The sequence below is a fragment of the Streptomyces sp. NRRL S-31 genome, from assembly GCF_000718775.1.
GTDB lineage: Bacteria > Actinomycetota > Actinomycetes > Streptomycetales > Streptomycetaceae > Streptomyces.
Window position 1 is genome coordinate 72,944 of sequence record NZ_JOCB01000007.1, and the last position, 14,235, is coordinate 87,178.

14 protein-coding genes and 1 pseudogene are annotated in these 14,235 nt (G+C 69.3%); 7 read left to right on the forward strand and 8 right to left on the reverse strand.

What is annotated here, in order from left to right; all coding sequences use genetic code 11:
* Positions 1 to 43 precede the first annotated feature (43 nt).
* Positions 44 to 289 (forward strand): hypothetical protein, encoded by a 246-nt coding sequence (locus tag IF37_RS44295; protein ID WP_037855676.1) that lies wholly within the window; start codon positions 44 to 46, stop codon positions 287 to 289.
* A 76-nt stretch (positions 290 to 365) separates the two neighbouring features.
* On the opposite strand, the gene IF37_RS0104820 is transcribed toward IF37_RS44295, so the two are convergent.
* Positions 366 to 944 (reverse strand): dienelactone hydrolase family protein, encoded by a 579-nt coding sequence (locus tag IF37_RS0104820; protein WP_030736648.1) that lies wholly within the window; start codon positions 942 to 944, stop codon positions 366 to 368.
* A 210-nt stretch (positions 945 to 1,154) separates the two neighbouring features.
* A complete protein-coding gene (locus IF37_RS0104825; RefSeq protein WP_030736650.1) occupies positions 1,155 to 1,946 on the reverse strand; it encodes a class I SAM-dependent methyltransferase in 792 nt (263 codons plus the stop codon).
* Between the two features lie 844 nt (positions 1,947 to 2,790).
* On the opposite strand from IF37_RS0104825, the gene IF37_RS0104830 reads away from it, so the two are divergent.
* The 5 genes from IF37_RS0104830 to IF37_RS0104850 all read left to right on the forward strand — a co-directional run bounded on the left by IF37_RS0104830 (position 2,791) and on the right by IF37_RS0104850 (position 8,061).
* A complete protein-coding gene (locus IF37_RS0104830; RefSeq protein WP_253915643.1) occupies positions 2,791 to 3,888 on the forward strand; it encodes a metalloprotease in 1,098 nt (365 codons plus the stop codon).
* A gap of 195 nt (positions 3,889 to 4,083) precedes the next feature.
* A complete protein-coding gene (locus IF37_RS0104835; RefSeq protein ID WP_158727281.1) occupies positions 4,084 to 4,482 on the forward strand; it encodes a hypothetical protein in 399 nt (132 codons plus the stop codon).
* 102 nt (positions 4,483 to 4,584) lie between these two features.
* Positions 4,585 to 6,009 carry a polysaccharide lyase 6 family protein gene (locus IF37_RS0104840; RefSeq protein ID WP_030736656.1) on the forward strand — a complete coding sequence of 475 codons (1,425 nt, stop codon included), beginning with the start codon at positions 4,585 to 4,587 and terminating at the stop codon, positions 6,007 to 6,009.
* A gap of 404 nt (positions 6,010 to 6,413) precedes the next feature.
* A complete protein-coding gene (locus IF37_RS0104845; protein ID WP_063886357.1) occupies positions 6,414 to 7,439 on the forward strand; it encodes a helix-turn-helix domain-containing protein in 1,026 nt (341 codons plus the stop codon).
* A gap of 121 nt (positions 7,440 to 7,560) precedes the next feature.
* The gene (locus IF37_RS0104850; RefSeq protein WP_030736661.1) at positions 7,561 to 8,061 is read left to right on the forward strand and encodes a hypothetical protein; all 501 of its coding nucleotides are present in this window, start codon (positions 7,561 to 7,563) and stop codon (positions 8,059 to 8,061) included.
* Between the two features lie 82 nt (positions 8,062 to 8,143).
* Here IF37_RS0104850 and IF37_RS0104855 read toward each other — a convergent pair whose 3' ends face one another.
* From IF37_RS0104855 to IF37_RS0104870, 4 genes are all read right to left on the reverse strand, one after another.
* Positions 8,144 to 9,373 (reverse strand): cytochrome P450, encoded by a 1,230-nt coding sequence (locus IF37_RS0104855; protein ID WP_030736662.1) that lies wholly within the window; start codon positions 9,371 to 9,373, stop codon positions 8,144 to 8,146.
* A gap of 11 nt (positions 9,374 to 9,384) precedes the next feature.
* Positions 9,385 to 10,590 carry an NAD(P)/FAD-dependent oxidoreductase gene (locus tag IF37_RS0104860; protein ID WP_037855677.1) on the reverse strand — a complete coding sequence of 402 codons (1,206 nt, stop codon included), beginning with the start codon at positions 10,588 to 10,590 and terminating at the stop codon, positions 9,385 to 9,387.
* Positions 10,587 to 10,784 carry a ferredoxin gene (locus tag IF37_RS0104865; RefSeq protein ID WP_030736667.1) on the reverse strand — a complete coding sequence of 66 codons (198 nt, stop codon included), beginning with the start codon at positions 10,782 to 10,784 and terminating at the stop codon, positions 10,587 to 10,589. Before IF37_RS0104865 ends, IF37_RS0104860 begins: the two co-directional genes overlap by 4 nt.
* Positions 10,785 to 11,247: 463 nt before the next feature.
* On the reverse strand, positions 11,248 to 12,114 hold the full coding sequence (locus IF37_RS0104870) for an SDR family NAD(P)-dependent oxidoreductase (protein WP_030736670.1): 867 nt from the start codon (positions 12,112 to 12,114) through the stop codon (positions 11,248 to 11,250).
* Positions 12,115 to 12,171: 57 nt separating this feature from the next.
* On the opposite strand from IF37_RS0104870, the gene IF37_RS39000 reads away from it, so the two are divergent.
* Positions 12,172 to 12,636 carry a MarR family winged helix-turn-helix transcriptional regulator gene (locus tag IF37_RS39000; RefSeq protein WP_052844974.1) on the forward strand — a complete coding sequence of 155 codons (465 nt, stop codon included), beginning with the start codon at positions 12,172 to 12,174 and terminating at the stop codon, positions 12,634 to 12,636.
* 41 nt (positions 12,637 to 12,677) lie between these two features.
* Here the strand turns inward: IF37_RS39000 and IF37_RS46555 are convergent.
* Together IF37_RS46555 and IF37_RS0104880 are read right to left on the reverse strand one after the other, a co-directional pair.
* A pseudogene (locus IF37_RS46555) lies at positions 12,678 to 13,134 on the reverse strand (polysaccharide deacetylase family protein).
* Between the two features lie 257 nt (positions 13,135 to 13,391).
* Positions 13,392 to 14,030, reverse strand: coding sequence for a LysE family translocator (locus IF37_RS0104880; protein ID WP_030736676.1), 639 nt, complete (start codon positions 14,028 to 14,030; stop codon positions 13,392 to 13,394).
* Between the last annotated feature and the right edge of the window lie 205 nt (positions 14,031 to 14,235).

Sequence of the window (14,235 nt, forward strand, 5' to 3'; positions counted from 1 at the left end):
ACGCCTCCGGAAGGCGCCCCCTCCAAGGAAGGACCCCTCCCTCATGCGCACCCTCCTGCTCTTCCTCGCCTACGTCCTGCTGATCGCACCCGTCGGCCTGCTGCTGCGGCTCTTCCACGACCCGTTGGCCCGCCGGTGGCGACCGGCAGCCGACAGCTACTGGACGGCAGCCGTGCCCGGCGGACCTCTCGACAACGGTTCCGGCGCTTCCCCGGGGCAGCGCACCCTTCCCCGGGGCTTCAACGGCATCACCGGCAGCTCGGACGGGGGGAGCGGCCCCGCGTCGTAGACCTTCACCTCCCCCAAGCGGGACCCCGCGTCAATCGCCGGCCGGCGTCGAGGCGGTTTCGTGGCCGGCGGCCGGACTATTCGACGCGACCGAGGAAGCCCAGTATCCGTTCGGTGACCTGAGGTGCGGAGTGTTCGTCATGCGACGGCAGACTGCTGTCGGTGAACAGGTGGCTGTCGCCGGGGTAGAGGAACAGTTCGGCGTCCGCCACCGTGTCGACGAGCGCCCGGGCCGCCTCCAGGTCCCCTTCCCCGGCGAAGAACGGATCGGCGTCCATGCCGTGGACCTGGACCGGGACCTCGTGAGGCCAGGCGCCGCCGAACTCCGCGACCGGGACGCATGCCTCCAGCAGCAGCGCACCCTTTGCCCGGGGGCAGGTCTGGGCCAGCTTCTGCGCCGGCAGCACGCCGAGCGAGAACCCGAGGTAGACGAGTTCCGCGGGCAGCCCCTCGGCGGCGGCGGTTCCGCGCGCGATGACGGTGCCGATCCCGATGTTCTCGGCGTAAGCCATGCCCTCCTCAAGGTTGTCGAACACGTGCCCCTCATACAGGTCCGGGACGTGGACGGTGTGTCCGGCCTGTTCCAGACGCCCGGCGAACTCACGGATGCCGGCGGTCAGCCCGTACCCGTGGTGGAAAACCAGCACCTCAGCCATGTCACTCCTCTCGCGCGGTGCCCGAGCGGCGCCGCGACCCGAGTATGGCTCGCACCACTGACACCGCCGGGTCCGCCCGGACGCGATCAGATCGTCGAAGCCGGATCGGCGAGGCGGGTTTCGAGGTCGGTGACGCGCCGGTTCCGGAAGCGGCACCCGGAGTCGACCTCGAAGAGATGACACGAACGTCCAGGCCGGCCCCATGCTGGGTCAGCCGGGCTTGACCGCCCGCGTCGCGAAATAGTTCGACATGTATGCGGCGGACGCGTTGGATTGGTGCGGGGCTTCCGTGAAGCCGGTGAGGACGAACCCCGCGGCGAGTTGCCCGCCGATCTGGTCGGTGAGGGTGTGGCTGTATTCAAGAGCGGCATCCGCGCCGAACTTCGTGGCGCGTTCCTCGGCGGAGTACTCCGTGACATCGCTGTAGGGCAGCTTGTGCACGACGATCAGCTCGCCGCGCTCGTCGAGTGCCTCGTGGTCGAACAAGTACACATCAGGATTGAGGAAGCCCGCGAGCAGAGTTCCGCCCGGTCGCAGGACGCGGAAGCACTCACGCCACACCGGTGCCAAGTCCGGTACGAACAGGTTGGAGACCGGATGGAATACGACGTCGAAAGTCGCGTCGCCGAAGGCGTTGAGGTCGCGCATGTCGCCCAGGACGGTGCGCAGCTCGAGTCCGTCGCGCGCCGCCACCATCCGGTCCTGGCCGAGCTGGCGGGGTGAGTTGTCGAACACGGTGACCCGCGCCCCTGCGGCAGCGAGGATCGGACCCTGCTGGCCACCGCCGGAGGCGAGGCACAACACGTCCTTGCCGGTCAGATCCGCCGGCAGCCAGGAGCGGTCGACCGGCTCACGCCCGACGAGAACAATCGACCAGTCGCCCATGCGGGCGCGCTCGACATCCTCAGTACTCACCGGCCTCGACCACTCGTTGCCCTCTTGGACGTACTTGTCCCAGGCTGCCCGGTTATGGGCAACGGGATCGACAGCAATGTCCTGCACGTTCAACTCCCTGCTACAGGCAGGCGGACACCTGCGGTACCGACAGTTCGAAGCCGCCAGCCAACACGATCGCGGGGCGCGGGCTCAACGAAATTTGCGGATCGGCCGCACAGGGCCGGTGAGCGCGCTGGGATGGTCAGGACGACCGGGTGCCTGGTCCGGCCCGCCGGACACCGTCAACTCGTGGTGCGACTATTCACTCCTGCGGACGATGCGCCCGACGTATCGATCATCACTTCCCGGCCATTCACGTTGCGGCAGTCGGTAGCACCCGGGCATCTGTGGTCCGAGTGAAATGAAGATGGGTCGGACCGAGCCGGCGCTCCGCCGCGTATCGGGCAAGTGCCTGATAAACCGGCGTCGCTGAATTGGCCGGGAGAAGCGATCGGCCGCTTTCCCCGATCAGACGCATGCGCTGTGATGTCCTCCCGCCGGAGGCGTCCCGGGCGGCTCCGAGCAGATCGTCAGCCTCGGCGGCGTGCCTCTGACGACCGTCTTCCAGATCCAGCTCAACCGTGTTCCTGGGCGGCAGGCACCCCACCCACCACCCACGCCATACGCGCGCCGCGTGACCGGTGACCGGGCAGACCGTCGCGTCCTCGCTCGCTCGCTCGCACGCACGCACGCACGGTCGGCTCGTGCCACCCGCCACCAGGGAGCCGCCACCCCTCACTCTTCCCCCAAGGGAGTTCGCATGCCACAACCGTCCTTCTCCTCGCGGCTGGCCGCCCTGTGGCCCCGTCAGCGACGGCGGCCGGGCCCTGCGCACCACACCGCGGACCGAAACGCCCTCACCGACCGGGGCCGAAGCGCACGTGCCCTCGCCCGTGGGCTGGTTCCCGCAGTGCTGGGCCTTCTCCTGTCCGGCACTCCCCTCGCCACACCCCAGGCGAGTGCCGCCGCGTCCCCCGTCTGCCTGAGCGGATCCCTGGTGTTCGACCACCGCGACGCCGAGGCCGGGACCGCCAAGCCCTGGGTCACCTCACCGGCCCGCAACGCCAACTGGGAGCTGTGGGGCCAGACGTCCCCCGGTACCGCCTCGCGCCTGCTGGCATCCGGACTCACCGGTGTGGACGGCGGAACGTTCAACGCCTGCTACCAGGCCCCCGGGTCCCTGCCCGAGCTCCATATGAAATTCCTCTCCGCCAGCACACGGACGTGGCGCGTCATCCCGGACCGCCGGTCGACCACCCCGTACTCGTTCACCACCGCGTCACTGACCGACGTCGCCACCAGCCGGAACCTGGGCACGGTCAAGGTACCCAGCTCGATCCAGGGTGCCTGGAACGTGGAGGACACCCTCAACCTGCTGTACTGGAACCGCGCCAACCCTGACTCCGGCTGCTGGACCAGCCATCAGGCCAACGGGGCCTGCGACCAGCTCACCGTGGTCTGGGACCCGGGTGCCGGCGACGGCGGTTACTGGGACTACGGCAACACCAACTACGTCATCCTCGCCGGAGACATGCCCGACTCCCACCACCTGGTCCTGCACGAGGCGGGCCACTGGTGGCAGTGGCAGCTGTACAACCACTGGTTCCCGCGGGTGACCAACTGCAACCCGCACTACATCAACAGGAGCAGCTCCACCACCTGCGCCTGGACCGAGGGATTCGCTGACGCGGTGGCCGCCTACGTCCTGGGTGACTACCGCTTCGTCTATCCCGACGGCACCTCGTACAGCTTCGCCAACGGGCGTTCCACCCCCGGCTGGGACGCCGGTGACACGGTCCAGGGCAGGGTCGGCAGTTCCCTGCTCGATCTGTGGGCGGCGAACGGACCCGACGGCGGCAACTGGAACCGCACCATCCGCCTGATGACCTACAACGCCGGCACCGACTTCCGTGAGTACTTCATGACCGACCGGCCCACCGCCTCACCTCCCCTGAGCACCACGGGGACAGCCAGAAGCATCATCGCGGGCCACACCATCGACTACTGAGGCGGTGACCGACCGTTCAACCGCGAAAGACCGCTCCCGGCCACCACTCCCGGCCATCCGGCGGGAATCCGGCAGGAGTAGGCAGGGCGTGACTTCTGCTGGTGGAACTTCCTGGTCACACGCGAGCGCGGCGGGTTGGCTGTACGACGTCAGGAGGCAGGACCGAAAGTACGTACCTTCGTGGGGGACACCGTCGTGAACAAGTTCAGGGCCGCCGTTGTCACGGTCGCCGCCGTGGCGGGCCTCGCCGTGGCCGTCCCGCCGGCCGCGCAGGCCGCGAACGGCTGCAAGACCGGCGGCCGGTCCTACATGTGCGAGTTCGGCATCACCACCAAGAAGCTGCCGGACGGGACCAAGCAGGTCTTCGTGGTGAGTGTCGACCGGTCGGTGTGGACGCGCTGGACCGACTCGGACGGCGACTGGAGCGAGTGGGAGTCGATGGGCGGGGTGGCGGTGAGCGCCGTGGTGATAACGGACGAAGCGCCCTGGCGGTTCGCCATCCACGTCATCATGCCCGACGGCTTCGGGTGGTACCGCCTGCGCGACGTGAACGGGTACTGGACCGACTGGGCCCGCAACCCGGACCCGAAGTAGCCGATCCACGGCCGCGTGACGGTCACACCTACACCTTCCAGCCGACGGCACTTCCCCTGCCCGGAGGGCCGGCTCGGAACCTCTCGCTTCTCAGGAGACATCATGCAACGACGCTCGTTCCTCACCGGCACCCTGCTGGGCGCCGCCGCGCTGGCCTCCGTCCCGGCCCTGTCGTCCGGCGCGTCGGCGGCCACGGTGACCGTGGGTTCCCTGGCCGGCCTCCAGAGCGCGATCGACGCGGCGAAGCCCGGCGACCGGATCGTCCTGGCCGACGGTACGTACACCGTTCCCTCGAACAACCCGATCAGCGTTTCCGGCAAGGCAGGCACCGCCGACGCGCCGATCACCATCGTCGCGCAGTCCCGTGGCGGAGCGGTGCTCCAGGGCGGGCAGAGCTTCGTCCTCAGCGACTCCAGCAACATCACCATCAGCGGGTTCGCCTTCCGGCAGAGCACCACCCTGGAGATTCCGGCGAGCTGTACGGGGATCCGGCTGACCCGCAACGACTTCCGGTTCGCCGACGTCAGCGGACTCGACTGGGTGGTCGTGCGGGGCGACGACACCAAGATCGACCGCAACCGTTTCCACGACAAGACGACCATGGGCATCTTCGTCATCGTCGACGGTCCGGGCTCGACCGCCATGGCCCAGAACCTGCACATCTTCAAGAACCACTTCTCCGACCACAGCTACGCCGGCGACAACGGTGGCGAGCCCATCCGGCTCGGCGTCAGCGGCCGCGCGCTGTCCAGCGCCAACGCCGTCGTGGAGTACAACCTGTTCGAACGGTGCGACGGAGACCCCGAGACCGTTTCCGTGAAGTCGTCCGGGAACACCATCCGGTACAACACCATCCGCGACAGCCGTGGCGGCATCGTGCTGCGGCACGGCAACGAGTCCACGGTGGAGGCCAACTACCTGCTCGACGGCACCGACGGTGTGCGCCTCTACGGCAACGACCACACGGTGGTCAACAACTACTTCGGCCGCCTGTCGGGCCGGGCCATGGTGATCGGCAGCGGCACCACCCGCGACCACCACTCGGGCGAGACGACCGAGGAGAGGCGGGGCAACGACGCGTGCGACCGCGCGCTCATCACGCACAACACCTTCGTCGACAGCGCCAGACCGATCTCGGGCGAGGACCGGACCTACGCGCCGCAGGACGCGGTCATCGCCGACAACCTCCTGGTCGGCAGTACCGGCAACCTGGTCGCCATGGGGGAGACCAGCGGCTTCCGTTGGCAGGGCAACATCCTGTGGGGTGCGGCGTCCAACGGAACCATACCGTCCGGCGGTTACCGCCGGGTCGACCCGCTCCTCCGACAGGATTCCGACGGAATCCTCCGGCTGTCGGCGGGCAGCCCCGCGATCGACGCGGCGACGCTGGGAACCATGTTCCCGGGCGAGGACATCGACGGCCACCCGCGCGGCGGCACCCGTGACGTCGGCGCCGACGAGTACTCGGCCCAGGCCCCGGTCCGCCGCCCCCTGACCGTGTCCGACGTGGGCCCGAACGCGGCGTGAGCGACCTCGTCGGCAGGCCGCCGAAGCCGGGGGACCGACGGGCCCCCGGCTTCGGCGGACGAGGCCGGGCTCGTCACAGCGCCACGGGCCGGATCCGGGCGGCGAGACGACCACGACCCGGGTGAAGCTGACACACTCGCACCGGCCGACACCATGACCGCCGAGGGGCGATCCACCTCATTGCGTCAGCCGCTGTGCGCACATGCCACGTCGTCCCCACCGGACCCTGTCGACCAACGTGGAAAACCCGGATCGAGATATGCCGGGGCCGGCGTCTCCACACAGCGTCCCCATTCCGTGCCTTGGCCGATTGCGACGCTCTTTGTCAGGGGATGTCGGTATCGTGCTTCGTGCACGGCCACGCGCAGGCCCGGTCCGGCCTCGACCCGTGACGGGGGGCGATTGTGGAGAAGGTTTTCGACAGCGACGACTTCCCGGCAGAGGATGCCTTTTCCGCGTGGGAGAAGGCGACCGCGGATGCGGTGATGCCGACATCCTTCAAGCTGATCGGTACGGATGTCTTCCGTGGACGGGTCAGCACGATGTCGCTGGGAGCGGTCCAGGTATCGGCGATGGCGTACTCGTCCTACCTCACCCGGAGGACACCGAAGCTGATCCGCGTCTCGGACCCGGAGATCTTTGCCTTCGGTGTCACGGGCTCCGGCTCGCATGTGATCGAGCAGAATCGCCATCGTGCAGCGGTCCGACCGGGTGAACTCCTGTTCTTCGAAAGCTCGCGCCCCTTCGAGACCCACGCCGACGGCGAATGCATCCTCATCCAGTTCCCCCGTACGCTGCTTCCCCTGCCGAACCGCCACGTCACTCGGCTCATCTGCCAGGCCCTTCCCGGAGACCAGGGCATGGGACGGCTGCTCACAGCCTTCCTCACCCACCTGGCGGAAGACAGCACGAGCTACACGCCGGGTGACGCCGCGCGACTCGGCACCGTGGGCCTGGACTTGGTCACCGCCACACTGGCGCACTTCCTGGAGCGCGAGGACGACATGCCCTCCGACTCCCGTCAACGCGTCCTGTACATGCGGATCACCTCCTTCATCGAGCGTCACCTCGCCGACTCGCGCCTTACCGCGGCTGAGGTAGCAGCAGCGCACCACATCTCTGTTCGTTCACTGCACAGGATTTTCCAGCAGCACGGAGTGACTGTCCGTTCCTGGATACGCGGCCGACGGCTCGAACGCTGCCGTCGCGACCTGGCCGACCCGTTGAAGCGTCACGTGCCCATTCACGCCATCGCGGCACGCTGGGGATTCCCCCAGCCCGCGGACTTCACCCGTGCCTTCCGAACCGCGCACGGCATCACCCCCAGCGACTACCGCAACCACGTACACCGCCACGGCTCCCGAACTGGCACACAAAGCCAAGTACCTGGCGCACCCGGCCAAGGCTCCGCGGACGCCTTTTGGCGATGATCGAGTGACCGCGGCCGATTCAGGCACACCTTCGCCCTATGGGATACCGAGCGGCGGGTGTGCCGGCCACCAGCCGGGCGGTCCGAGCCGCCGTGCCGCGACACCAACGGGAGGAAGCATCGTGCGGATCAAGAGCATCGCCGTCGCAGCAGCCGGAGCCGTCCTGGCCGGGGGCCTGGGCGCACTGCCCGCGGCCGCGGCCCCCACGGTCGCACCCGCGGCGGCCCACCGCTGCGCGCAGAAGGCCGCGTGGCAGGACACGCGCACGGGCCTCTCCCTCGACGCCAGGAGCGGAGGAGGCAAGACCTGCGACGAGCGCCGGGACCAACGCCTCGCCTCGGCACCGGTGTCCGACGTGTCGGCCGCCGCGGTGAAGAAGATCCGCGTGAAGGGTACGCACGTGGCCCTGCGGGAGTGCCCGCGCACGAGCTGCGGGGTCGCCGTCAGGGTGTCCAATGCGACGCTCCGGGCGTACTGCCAGACGGACCGGCACACCAGCAAGGTCTCGGGAAACAAGTGGTGGACGAAGGTCTCCCTGCTGTCCGGCAGCGACCCGGCCTGGGTGAGCAACCACTATGTGCGCGGAGCCGCACCGAAGGTGCCCCACCTGAAGACCTGTTGACAGCCGCTTGCTCCACCGTCGGCTGCACCTGCGACCTGGCGAGGAACCCATGCCGTCCGCGGGATGCGGGCGGCGTGCCGGCCTACCAGGTGACGGGAAGCCGGGTGACGCCGTAGACGGACATCTGCTGCCGGAAGGGCACGGCGTCGAAGGGGATGGCGAGTTTCAGGTGGGGGAGGCGTCGCAGCAGTGCGGGTATCGCCACCTGGAGTTCCATCCGGGCGAGGTTCTGTCCCAGGCACTGGTGAACACCGAAGCCGAAGGCCAGGTGGGCGCGGGAGTTGTGGGTGAGGTCGAGGACGTCGGGCCGGTCGGGCAGCAGGGCGGTGTCGCGGTTGCCGGCCGGGAGGCTGACGATGATGCCGTCGCCGGCCCGGATTTCCTGTCCCGCGATGGTGAGGTCCTCGGCGGCGACCCGGACGACGACGTTCTCGACGACTGACAGGTAGCGCAGCAGTTCCTCGACGGCCCGGCCGACGACGGCCGGGTCCTCGGTGTCGCGCAGCAGGGCGAGTTGCCGGGGATGGCGGAGCAGGGCGAGGGTGCCCAGGGCGATCGTGTTGGCGGTCGTCTCGTGCCCGGCGATCAGCATGAGCAGGGCCATGGAGGTCAGCTGCCGGCGGGTGAGGTCACCGGTGTCGACGCGTTCGGTGAGGAGTCGGCTGAGCAGGTCGTCGCCGGGGTCGGTCGCCTTCTTGGCGATCAGCTCGTGCAGGTAGGCGCTGAAGTGTTCGCTGGTCTCCCTGACCTGGTCGGAGGGCAGCGACATGTCGAGGAGCGTGTTGCTGCACTGCTGGAAAAAGGCGTGGTCCTCGTAGGGGACGCCGAGCAGTACCGCGATGACGCGGGAGGGCACGGGGAGGGCGAAGTCGGTGACGAGGTCCGCCGGTGGGCCCTTGACGATCATCTCGTCGAGCGCGTCGTCGACGAGCGCCTGCACCTGGGGTCGGAGTGCCGCGGCGCGTTTGGCAGTGAAGTCCGCGGTGAGCATGCGGCGTTGCCGGGCGTGTTCGGGGTCGTCCAGGCGGACGAAGGGCGGTTCCGCGCCGGTCTGGTCCTGGCCGGCCGCGGAGAGCCGGGGCAGACCGGGGTTGCGGCCGTCAGCGCTGATGCGCGGGTCGCTCAGGACGGCGCGGATGTCTTCGAACCGGGTCACCACCCAGGCGGTCGAGCCGTTCCACAAGGTGACGCGCTGCATCCCTTCGCGCAGGCGCCAGTCCCGGTAGTCCTCGGGCGGGTCGAACGGGCAGGACGCAGGCCGGGCCTGGGGAAAGCGAGGGTGTACGGCGGCGTGGTCGTGGGGGGTCGTCATGGATTCTCCGTTCATCGAGCGGGTGTTGGAGCGGATATGGCGTCGGCCCATTCGGTGCGGCGGGCAAGCGCGGTGCGCCAGGGGCGGACGGCTTTGAAGGGCATGTCGACCGCGAGCACACCGGACAGCCGGCGTCCCCGTCGGTAGCCGATCAGTGCCCGACCGTCGGTCAGGTCACCGTCGAGGAGGACGGTCTCCTCGTGTCCGCGTAGGTAGCCGTAGGCCTGGATCTTCAAGTGGTACTGGTCGGTCCAGAAGTAGGGCACGGGCGCGAACGGGCGCGGAGAGGCGGGACGCAGGATGTTGTGGGCGGTGGTGACTCCCTGCTCGGAGGCGGTCGTGCGGTGTTCGACACGCATGGCGAAGCCGAAGAGAGGGTTGTACCAGCGGGCCACGTCGCCGACCGCGTGGATGCCGGGTGCGCTGCGGCTGTAGGCGTCGCAGAGCACGCCGTCGCCGATGTCGAGTCCGCTGTCCCGCAGCCAGTCGACGTTGGGCAGGGAGCCGGTGGCGATCAGCACGGTGTCGGCGGGCAGGCGCATCCCGTCGTCCAGCCGGATGCCGGTGACGGCGCCACCGGACGTGTCGAGGGCCGTGGCTCTCGCCCCGGTATGGATACGCACACCGTTGCTGCGGTGCACCTCGGTGAGGAAGCGGCCGGCGTCATCACCGATGCTGCGGGCCAAAGGCACGGGCCCGGGTTCCACCAGGGTGACATCGACGTCGCGTTGCCGGGAGGCGGCGGCGACCTCCGTGCCCACGAATCCACCGCCGACGATGACCAGGCGGAGGCCGGGTCGCAGGCGCTCCCGCAGTGCGAGGGCGTCCTCCTGAGTGCGCAGGACATGTACGCCGGCCGTGTTCGCGCCGCCTGGTAGGGAACGGGGGCGTACGCCGGTGGCGATGACCAACTCGTCGTAGGGCACGGTGCTGCCGTCGGCCAGGGTGACGGTGCCGTGACGCGGAGCGAGGGAGGTCGCGGCAGTGCCGAGCCGGAGGTCGAGGTCGAGTGCGTCGAGCTCCGGCTCGGAGCGCAGCAGAAGCTGTTCGGGTTCCCATTGGCCGGTGAGGAGTTGCTTGGACAGGGGCGGGCGGTCGTAGGGGAGATGCGGTTCGTCGCCGATCAGGGTGATGCGTCCGTCGAAGCCCTGTTGGCGCAGCGAGCCGGCTACGGCGAGTCCGCCGGCCGCGGCTCCGACTATGACCACTCGGTTCATGAGTCTTCCAGGCGGATGGCGGCGGCCGGGCAGATGACGACTGCTTCCCGCACGTCGTTGCTCCTCGCGGCGGGCGGTGAGGCGTTGAGCAGGACGGCGACGCCGTCCTCGTCCCGCTGGTCGAAGACGTCCGGGGCGGCCAGGACACACTGTCCGCTGGCCACGCACTTGTGCTCGTCGATCTGGATTCTCATGGGCGTGTCTTCCTTCGCTGGTTACCGCAGTTCGTGCCGCACGCCGAAGTCGCGTGCGCCGGACGTGCGCAGTGGCGGGTCAGTCCCCGTCCGCGGCCTCGGGGGAGCGCGACGCGATGCCTGAGGGCGTCCCGGAGGACAGGTCGGGGACGGCATGCCGTCTCGCGCGGCCCCCTTGCCGTGACCTTGCCGCGGCAGGCCGGATCAAGGCGACACCGGTGACGGGTCCGACGGTGGCCGTATTCGTGAGGTGCCTCACGAACGCTAGCATAATGTGTGGTACCTCATTAAGTGCCCGGCGGCTTCCCCGGACTGATGGCCCGCCTGGAGCGTCCGTACGGTCGCGGAAGACGGTGAAGTGGGCGTAGCCGATCACCACCCCGGACCCGGCATGGGTGCCGGAGCCCGTGCGCCGGAGGCCACGTGGACGAACGATGACGCGGCGGTGACGGCGCACTGGGCCTCAGTCGGCCGCGCGGGCGGCGAGGAAGGCCACGGTCTCGTCCCACAACTCCTGCTGCGCGAGCGGGGACCGGCCGGGCTCGGGGCATGGCAGCGGGCGGGCGTCGCGCACGGAGAAGTAGCCCCCGGAGGTCCCGGCGAGCGCCGGGTCGGTGGCGAGTCGCGTGATGATGCCGGCCCCCTTGCGGGGATCGCCGATCTTCAGGAAGTTCAGCACCCGTCGCAGCCCGGCGGAGCCGGGCAGGTCTCGGCCCAGGCCGGTGGCGTTGAAGCCGGGATCGCAGCAATTCACCGTGACCTTGTCCGGGTCCAGACGCCGGGCGAGCTCCTGCGTCCACATGATCGTCATCAGCTTGGTGCGCCCGTACAGGGACATCGACTCCCGGCGGGTGTATGCGTCGGTACGCCGCAGGTCCACGGCCGGTGTGATGGTCTTCGCCTGCCGGGCGGCCTCGGAGGCGACATTGACGATCCGGGCCGGCGCCGAGGCGCCGAGCTTGCCCATGAGTGCCTCTGTCAGGACGAACGGGCCCAGATAGTTCACCGCCGTCATCTCTGCGAGGCCCTCGGAGGTGATGCGCTGCGCGAAGGCGTGGAGGCCGGCGTTGTTGACCAGGACGTCCAGGTGAGGGTAGTGCGCGGCGATCTCCCCGCCCACGCGACGTGCGTCGGAAATCAGGCCGAGGTCGGCGTAGAAGACGTCGACGGGCTCGTCCGTCACCGCCCCGAGCTCGTCGACAAGGGTTTCGGCCTTGCCGCGCGAGCGGGCAACGGTGCCGATGCGGTAGCCCTGCCGGGCCAGCTCGAAGGCGGTGATGCGACCCAGCCCGGAGGTGGCTCCGGTGATCACGGCGACGGGACGGTCCATTTCGTCACTCCATTCGTGAGGTACCTCATGATTACACTGTGGGAGGATACCTGAACCATGGAGCAGCACGAACCAACGGCCACGGCCGGCACACCGGAGCAGGTGGGCCTGTCCTTCCTCACCCTCGCTCGCAGCGTGCGCGAACAAGTCGACCGACACATGACGGCGACCGCAGGACTGTCTCTGTCCCGCACCAAGGTCCTCCAGGCGCTGGCCGGCCGCGGCGCGCTGCACCAGGCCGAACTCGCCGCCGTCCTCGGACAGGCGCCGCGCTCCGTCACCCAGATCGTGGAGGGCCTGGAAAGCCTCGGACTGGTCAGCCGCACCGGCCACCCCGAGGACCGCCGCCGCAAGACCGTCGCGCTGACGCACGCGGGCCGTACGACCCTGGCAGCCGCGGAAGAGGCGGGATCGCGCGTACTTCACCAGCTCTTCGGCTCGCTGGCACCACGGCAGTTGGCCGACCTCGACGCGTCGCTCGCCCTCGTGAGGGCTGCCCTGGCCGGTGACGAGGCCGGCTGACGCGCACCGCGCCCCCAGTCTCGCTCCTGCCCGCGGGTTTCTCATCCGAGGCGGCCAGGGTCAGATTCGCGGGCCGTGGTGGTAGACCCCGCCCGGCCGAGTTCCTCCGCGGTCGGCGAACATCTCGGGGACGGTGCTATGTCCCGGGCCGCGCCGTCGACTTCGGACCGGATCCTGGCGGAGGAGGCGGCTGTCAGGTGCGGATGGGTGACGGTGTGGTCGCCGATCGCGTCACTGTCGTGCAGCTCGCGTTGGACCACTGAATGTCGCGACTGCGTGGTGCGCCTCCAGCAGCTTCAGGACGGACGGCGTGTACCGGGTGGGGCCGTCGTCGAAAGTCAACGCCACGCACCTGACCGCCGCGGAGTCGGGAGCGGGAGCGGCGACCGCGGAGTTCGCAGCCGGCACTACCGGAACCGCGAGCTGGAACACCACGAGAGCTGCCCAGACGCCCCGGCCCGCCGCAGGGCGTTGTGGGCGGCGAGGGCTGACCCGCATAACGCAAAGCCAACCCGCCGGCGGTAGCCCCACCTCCCCTGGGGCAGCTGGGGCAGCGCCGGTGCCCGGGACGGTCAGGGATGGGCCCGGCGCTGGATCCGGGTGTGTTTCCCCGGCCTCACCCCGGTTCAAAGGGGCGCGGGCATGACATCGATGGTCACCGATCGCCCATCAGCGCAGTCAGCGCACTCGTCGGGACGGATGAACGCTGCTGGATGCGGTCAACCGCCACATGTTGAGCCCCACGCACCGTGTTGTCACACGTCGTTCCGGGTGAGGGCCAGACGGACGCCGAGGCCGACCATCACCGTCCCGGACACTGCGCCAATCGCGGACAGGCGGCGGGGCGAGCCGAGGAACCAGCCACGCGCCGTTCCGGCGAGGAGCCCCCAGGCCGAGTCGGAAACCAGAGCGACAGCGGCGCAGACGACGCCGAGGAGCAGGAGTTGCAGCGTCACGTGCCCCGCCGAGCGGTCGACGAACTGGGGCAGCACGGCCGAGAAGATCAGGAAGCCCTTCGGATTGCTCACTCCGACGACGAAACCCTGCCGGACGATGCGCCGCACGTTCGTGGGTGGCCGCTGCTGCGCGTCCGGAACGGCCAGTTCCCCGCGATGCCGCCACGTCTGGACGCCGAGATAGACCAGATACAGCGCGCCTGCGAACTTCAGTACCGAGAACACCACGATCGACCGCGCGACGACTGCTCCCAACCCGAAGGCCACCAGCACGGCCTGGATCAGCACCCCGCCGTTGTTGCCCACCGCCGTGGCCAGCGCCGCCCGACGCCCGAGTGCCACCCCGCGCCCGACCACGAACACCACGCTCGGCCCCGGCACGGCGATCAGCACAGCGACCACGCCAAGGAAGCCCCAGAAGTGCCCGATACCCAGCATGCCGTCAGGCTAGGAGTCCGGGTTGGTACGCGACAACCCCGCGTGGGCCCGGGGATCATTCATCCCCCTGTCAGGGCGGAGGTGCCGGTTCAGGTTCATGGTGGCATCGGGCACCGAATCCACGCCCCTGGCGGCCTCCAGAACTCCAGTCGTTTCCGCCGCCTTTCGCTCGACATGCCGTGCAGCGCAAGCGGGGCTAGCCTTT

What these genes read in the sequence shown, in the direction of transcription:
- IF37_RS44295 (WP_037855676.1), top strand. Translation starts at nt 44, where the DNA reads ATGCGCACCCTCCTGCTCTTCCTCGCCTACGTCCTGCTGATCGCACCC.
- IF37_RS0104820 (WP_030736648.1), bottom strand. Translation starts at nt 944, where the DNA reads ATGGCTGAGGTGCTGGTTTTCCACCACGGGTACGGGCTGACCGCCGGC.
- IF37_RS0104840 (WP_030736656.1), top strand. Translation starts at nt 4,585, where the DNA reads ATGCAACGACGCTCGTTCCTCACCGGCACCCTGCTGGGCGCCGCCGCG.
- IF37_RS0104855 (WP_030736662.1), bottom strand. Translation starts at nt 9,373, where the DNA reads ATGACGACCCCCCACGACCACGCCGCCGTACACCCTCGCTTTCCCCAG.
- IF37_RS0104860 (WP_037855677.1), bottom strand. Translation starts at nt 10,590, where the DNA reads ATGAACCGAGTGGTCATAGTCGGAGCCGCGGCCGGCGGACTCGCCGTA.
- IF37_RS0104865 (WP_030736667.1), bottom strand. Translation starts at nt 10,784, where the DNA reads ATGAGAATCCAGATCGACGAGCACAAGTGCGTGGCCAGCGGACAGTGT.
- IF37_RS0104870 (WP_030736670.1), bottom strand. Translation starts at nt 12,114, where the DNA reads ATGGACCGTCCCGTCGCCGTGATCACCGGAGCCACCTCCGGGCTGGGT.
- IF37_RS39000 (WP_052844974.1), top strand. Translation starts at nt 12,172, where the DNA reads ATGGAGCAGCACGAACCAACGGCCACGGCCGGCACACCGGAGCAGGTG.
- IF37_RS0104880 (WP_030736676.1), bottom strand. Translation starts at nt 14,030, where the DNA reads ATGCTGGGTATCGGGCACTTCTGGGGCTTCCTTGGCGTGGTCGCTGTG.